Source organism: Pelagibacterium montanilacus (assembly GCF_003992665.1).
GTDB lineage: Bacteria > Pseudomonadota > Alphaproteobacteria > Rhizobiales > Devosiaceae > Pelagibacterium > Pelagibacterium montanilacus.
Map to the genome: position 1 here is coordinate 1 of NZ_RZMX01000027.1, position 4,957 is coordinate 4,957.

The 4,957-nt window shown below is 62.4% G+C and carries 6 protein-coding genes; 5 read left to right on the plus strand and 1 reads right to left on the minus strand.

All coding sequences use genetic code 11. From position 1 onward, the window contains the following. Positions 1-110: 110 nt before the first annotated feature. Entirely contained in the window at positions 111-752 is a 642-nt protein-coding gene (locus tag EO136_RS09980) for a dihydrofolate reductase family protein (RefSeq protein WP_127144078.1), read from the minus strand. Positions 753-861: 109 nt separating this feature from the next. Here EO136_RS09980 and EO136_RS09985 point away from each other — a divergent pair, with 109 nt between their 5' ends. The 5 genes from EO136_RS09985 (at position 862) to EO136_RS10005 (ending at position 4,851) form a co-directional block, all read left to right on the plus strand. Further along, positions 862-1,212 carry an ArsR/SmtB family transcription factor gene (locus tag EO136_RS09985; protein ID WP_127144079.1) on the plus strand — a complete coding sequence of 117 codons (351 nt, stop codon included), beginning with the start codon at positions 862-864 and terminating at the stop codon, positions 1,210-1,212. After that, positions 1,196-1,675, plus strand: coding sequence for an SRPBCC family protein (locus tag EO136_RS09990; RefSeq protein WP_127144080.1), 480 nt, complete (start codon positions 1,196-1,198; stop codon positions 1,673-1,675). Before EO136_RS09985 ends, EO136_RS09990 begins: the two co-directional genes overlap by 17 nt. 355 nt (positions 1,676-2,030) lie before the next feature. Beyond that, positions 2,031-2,546, plus strand: a complete 516-nt coding sequence (locus EO136_RS09995) for a DUF3489 domain-containing protein (protein ID WP_127143078.1) — start codon at positions 2,031-2,033, stop codon at positions 2,544-2,546. A 5-nt stretch (positions 2,547-2,551) separates the two neighbouring features. Further along, the gene (locus EO136_RS10000; protein ID WP_127143079.1) at positions 2,552-3,052 is read left to right on the plus strand and encodes a DUF2924 domain-containing protein; all 501 of its coding nucleotides are present in this window, start codon (positions 2,552-2,554) and stop codon (positions 3,050-3,052) included. Next, positions 3,049-4,851, plus strand: coding sequence for a recombinase family protein (locus EO136_RS10005; RefSeq protein WP_127143080.1), 1,803 nt, complete (start codon positions 3,049-3,051; stop codon positions 4,849-4,851). Before EO136_RS10000 ends, EO136_RS10005 begins: the two co-directional genes overlap by 4 nt. Positions 4,852-4,957 lie beyond the last annotated feature (106 nt).

The window sequence follows — 4,957 nt, forward strand, 5'->3', positions numbered from 1 at the left end:
CGACGGCTTTCGGTTGCGGAACCTAGAAAATGGACTTTGTCCGGAGAGGAAAGGGATGGCCTCAATGAACCCGTGGCAATCCCCTGAACGCCTAGGTCATGAGCTGGCATCTAGCGCTGAAATGTGAGGTGGATGGTCCCGCTCTCGGCCGTTTCCGACCTCACAGTGTAGCCAGCTTCCAAGCCACGCAGATCGTCCCAGAGGCGTATGCCTCGTCCCAGCACGATTGGTACGATCGCAACGTGCAGCCGGTCCACAAGTCCGGCCTTGAGATAGTCGCGAACCATGGTTGGTCCGCCCCCTATCCGCACGTCCTTGCCGTTCGCGGTCTTTGCGGCCTTCTGAAGCGCATCATCCGGGCTCGCGGCGATGAAGTGGAAAGTGGTGCCGCCAGCCATTTCGATTGAAGGTCGCGGCGTGTGCGTCAGGACGAAGACCGGGCAGCGGAATGGCGGCTCGTCACCCCACCAACCCTTCCAGTTCGGATCATCGGGGAAGTTGTGCAGCCCGAACTTGCCCGCTCCCATGATTTCGGCACCGATGTTGTCGAAGTAGTCCTTCGCATATTCATCGTCGATACCGGTGGTGCCTTTGCCGCTGGTGTCGTGCAGCACGCGATCCCGGAAAGTCCGTGTCGCGACATAGGCATCTGTCAGGCGCGACCAGTCCTGGCCGAACGGATTGTCTGGTGTCTGGTCCGTCGTCGTTGCGAAACCATCGAGCGAGATCATGAGATCGACACGAACTGTCATTGTAGTGCTCCGTAAATACTAAGGTATCCGCCTTTCTAACTGCATCGAAACACTAAGGCAAGTGCCTTTTTTACCTTGACTGACGCGGCGGGGCGATTTACGCAGCGATATGCCCTTTCACTCGACCCCGCTCGATCTTGCCTTCCATGCCCTGAGCGATCCGACGCGCCGGGCGGTGATATCGCGTCTGGCCGAGGGAGAGATGCCTGTCAGTGTGCTCGCGAAGCCTTTCGACATGGCGCTCCCCTCCTTTGCTCAGCATCTCAAGGTGCTCGAAGATTGCGGATTGATTGCCAGCGAGAAACGCGGGCGCAGCCGCTGGTGCCGCCTGGAGCGGGCGCGGTTCGAGGAGGCGGCAAATTGGATGGAAGCGGAGCGCCTTGGCTGGGCCGAGCGGCTCGACCGGCTGGAAGCCTATCTGGACAACGCGGAAGGGAACGATGATGGAAAAGCTGTTTGAGAGCTGGTCGCTCGACCGTGAGATCGTACTGGTAAAGGTGCTCAAGCACCCGCGCCGCAAGGTCTTTGCCGCGTGGATGGACCCCGAAGCGCTGGCTCAGTGGTATGGTCCGGCTGGCCTCACTATCGAGAGCCAGAATGCCGATATCCGCGAGGGTGGGGAATGGCACTTCGACATGGTGGGTACGTTTGAAGGAAAAACGCAGCGCATTCCCAACCTTATGCGCTTCTTAAAGATCGTGCCGAATGAACTGATCGTGGTGGACTACGGCACGCCCGAGCCGAACGATCCGGAGCGCTTCTACATGACTGTCACCTTCGATGAGCAGACCGACGGGAAAACCGTGCTGACCATGCGCCAACTTCACCCGAGCCGCGAACGTCGTCAGGTGGTCTTGGGTTTCGGCGCGGTGGAATACGGGCTGCAGACTCTGGACAGCCTCGCGGCCTGGCTGGATGGTTGAGCGCTGCTCAACTGGACGCCTACCGGTCGCACCATCTTCTCACGAACGGCAGCTTTCAGTTCTCGGAGCGCAACTGCGAATGTCTGAATTGGCGTCGGATCCTGAACGGCGGCTTTCTCTTATTTCTACCCAGAACCGGACTGACGGCAAACGGCCCCAACGCCAGCCTTCCGGCGCCCAGCATTGGCGCAACGCCTTGGCCCTTCATTCCCGCTCGACTTAGTCGTCACGGCAAGCATTGGTGAGGGTGCTGCGGCGGGGAGAGGCTGCAGTGGGCTGTGTGCCTGGCCTGGTGCCGGGCTTGCCCTGGTAGCGGCGCGGGATCGTCCCGCAGCTGAGGCAAGGGAGCCAAGCGATGACGCACACAATCAACCAGACGCGCGAAGATCAGAACGAGCCCAAGACTGCGGCCGAAGAGCAGATTGGTGTCGGTGAGGCCAGTCAGCTGGCGCGCGCGACCGACACTCAACAAAAGCCAGCCGAGCGCGATGCGGACGACGCTGTCGCTGGTGAGGGAACCGAGCAGGCTGCGGGACCAGGGCCCGAGGCGAAGGCAGCAGAAGCGCCTGATAGCCGCGTTCCCCAGCCCGGCGCATCCCATGACGTCACCCGGCGGTCGGGTCCAGTGAAGGCAGTGGGGGCATCTGCCAGCCCGCGCATCTCCAAGTCCGAGGCGGCGCTCAAACACCTGCGCCGCAAGTCCGGCGCCTCGCTCGCCGAGCTGCAAGAGACGACCGGCTGGCAGGTCCACTCGGTGCGCGGCTTTCTTTCGGGTACGGTCAGAAAGAAGATGGCCCTCGAGCTTTCCAGCGAGGTCACCAAACAGGGCGTCCGACGTTATCACGTCAACGTCGATGCGAAAGCGGTGTGAGCGCCATGCGCGCCTCGGACCAATTGGAGCAGGAGGTCGCGGCCATCGGCGCCCTCTCACGCGAAGACCTCATCGCCCGATGGAAGAAGGCCTTTGGCTGTGCGCCGCCCAAGGGGATCAACAGGCCGCTTTTGGAACGCTCGGCTGCTTGGCATCTACAGGCCGGCAAGCTCGGTGGACTGTCCTCATCGGCGAGAGTTGCGCTTGGGACCAGGGGAAAAGGGGGAGCACGGACCAGGCAGCGCTTTGGAAAGGCTGATAGCGGGAAGGCTCGACAGGGTGCAGATGCGATGTCGGCCTCTGATGGCGCACCCGATCGCAAGGCCAAGACGCCGGCTCCTTCGGTCGGCACGCGGCTGATGCGCGAGTGGAACGGGCGCATGCATGTGGTGGACGTGACCGACCAGGGCATCGTGTTCGACGGGCGGGTCTATGGTTCGCTCAGCGCAGTCGCCAAGCGCATCACCGGCGCGCACTGGTCGGGCCCGAGGTTCTTTGGACTATGAGCGCCCCTCCACACCTGCGCTGTGCCATCTATACCCGGAAGTCTACCGAGGACGGGCTCGAGCAGGAGTTCAACTCCCTCGATGCCCAGCGTGAAGCCTGCGAGGCCTATATCGTCTCGCAGGGCTCGCTCGGTTGGCGCCTGCTCGCTGACCGCTATGATGATGGCGGCATATCGGGGGGCACGATGGAGCGCCCCGGTCTCAAGCGCCTGCTTGCCGACCTGAGGGATGGAAAGGTCGATGTGGTGGTGGTCTACAAGATCGATCGGCTGACCCGGTCGCTTTTCGACTTCGCGCGGCTCGTGGACATCTTAGATGGCGCCAAGGCCTCGTTCGTGTCCGTCACCCAGCAGTTCAACACCACGACCTCCATGGGCAGGCTGACGCTGAACGTCCTGCTTTCGTTCGCCCAGTTCGAGCGGGAGGTTACCGCCGAGCGTATCCGCGACAAGATCGCTGCCTCCAAGCGCAAGGGCATGTGGATGGGAGGCGCCGTCCCCTTGGGCTATCGCGCAAAAGACCGCAAGCTCAGAATCGATGAGGGCGAAGCGACGATCGTGCGCTATCTCTTTGGCCGCTATCTTGAACTGGGGTCGGTGCGCGCGCTGGTGGCCGAGGCCAATGCCGAGCGCTTTCCGGCGAGAAGATGCCCAGATCGCAAGGGTGCAGCTTTGGCGGATGCAGATACCAGCACAGCAAGCGAGAGACAGGAAGGCCAAGACGGTCAGGTAAGATCAATCGCAATCGCTGTGAGCGAAGCTGACCCCGATCCGCAGGTCCGCACCTTCAGCCGGGGCCATCTCTATCACCTGCTTTCCAATCCGATCTATATCGGCAAGGTCAGGCACAAGGGCGTCATCCACCAAGGCGAGCATGCGGCGATCATCGAGCCCGAGACGTTTGCGCGGGCCGAACGCCTGCTCGCCACTCAGGCTCCGGCTCGAAAATCTGCCACCAACGCAACCGATCTGCATCTACTGACCGGTCTCATCCATGACGAGAACGGCACCAGGCTTCGGTCCGTCCACACCAGGCGGGGCGATATGCGCTATCGCTACTATGTCTCCAAAGCGCTCGTTGAGGAGCGCGGGCGCAGCGATGAGCGCGGCTGGCGACTGCCGGCGCGGGAGATCGAACAGGCGTTCGAGATGAACCTGCTAGGCCTCTTCACCGACCCCCGGCGGCTGGCCAACCTCGTTGAGGGCCGCATTCCCGCCGCGAGCATTCCGGCTCTGATCAAAGAGGCTTCAAAGTTGGCTTTGACCTATCGTCAAGCCAGCCCGCAAGATAAGCGCGCGACGATCCGCACGCTCATCACTCGGATTGAGCTCACCGCGGCGCGGATGGTCATCCTGATCGACACGATGGCGCTGGCTGCTGCGCTGGGCCACCAGCCTGGGAACGCCGACCGGTCCACAGCCTCATCTCGCGACGGTATCGACATCGGGTGCCCCATTGCCCTGCGCCGCCGTGGCAAGGAAACACGGATCGTTCTCTCGGAGAAAAGCCAGCGCACCGCGGCGCCGGATGCAACGCTGATCGGGTTGATCCGGAGAGCCCATCACTATCTCACGCAATTGACCGATGGCTCGGGCCGGACCATCAGCGACATCGCTTCGGTCAACAACGTCGATCGATCGGACGTAGGGCGTGCGCTGCGCCTGGCCTTCCTGGCCCCTTCGATCGTCGACAAGATTATCGCCGGCACCCAGCCGGCCGATCTCACCGCCCACAAGCTCTCCCGGCTTGCCGAGTTGCCCGCATCCTGGGCCGAGCAGCAGAAGCTGTTCGAAACCTGAAGCGGACAAAATGGCCCGGCGCAATCCAGCGCCCTTCCTGCCATCACCATCCATCATATCCCCAAACATGGGGACGTCGGGACCGGCCCGGAGAGACTGGCGCCCC